1 protein-coding gene is annotated in these 641 nt (G+C 73.3%); it reads left to right on the forward strand.

Going from position 1 to position 641, the window contains the following annotated elements; genetic code table 11:
- A partial coding sequence (locus A5781_RS03990; protein ID WP_304441368.1) for a DNA polymerase III subunit delta' C-terminal domain-containing protein occupies positions 1 to 619 on the forward strand: 619 nt, incomplete at its 5' end.
- Positions 620 to 641 lie beyond the last annotated feature (22 nt).

Genomic DNA, 641 nt, shown 5'->3' on the forward strand with positions numbered 1-641 from the left:
GACTCAGGACACCGCGAACTGGGCGGCGTCGGTCAGCGGCGGCCACGTCGGCCGGGCGCGGCGGCTGGCCACCGATTCCGAGGCCCGGGAACGCCGCGAGCGGGCGCTGGCGCTGGTGCGCGACGCCGCGACGCCGGCGCGGGCCTACGCCGCCGCGGAGGAGCTGGTGGCCGCGGCCGAAGCCGAGGCCTTGGTGCTCACGGCGGACCGCGCCGAGGCCGAGACCGAGGAGTTGCGGACGGCGCTGGGCGCCGGCGGCACGGGCAAGGGCACCGCGGGGGCGATGCGGGGTGCCACCGGCGCGATTAAAGACCTCGAACGGCGGCAGAAGTCGCGTCACACTCGGGCCTCACGCGACGCGCTGGATCGGGCGCTGATCGACTTGGCGAACTATTTCCGGGATGCGCTCATGGTTTCGGCGGGCGCGGGTTCGGTGCGGCCGAATCATCCGGATATGGCCGATCGGGTGGCGGCGCTGGCCGCCCACGCCCCGCCGCAGCGGTTGCTGCGCTGCATCGAGGCGGTGCTGGAATGCCGTGAGGCGTTGGCGATCAACGTCAAGCCCAAGTTCGCCGTCGACGCCATGGTGGCCACCTTCGGCCAGGAACTGCGCGACTGAACCGCCCAGCGACGATCCAGAC

Source organism: Mycobacterium sp. 852002-30065_SCH5024008 (assembly GCF_001665645.1).
GTDB lineage: Bacteria > Actinomycetota > Actinomycetes > Mycobacteriales > Mycobacteriaceae > Mycobacterium > Mycobacterium paraffinicum.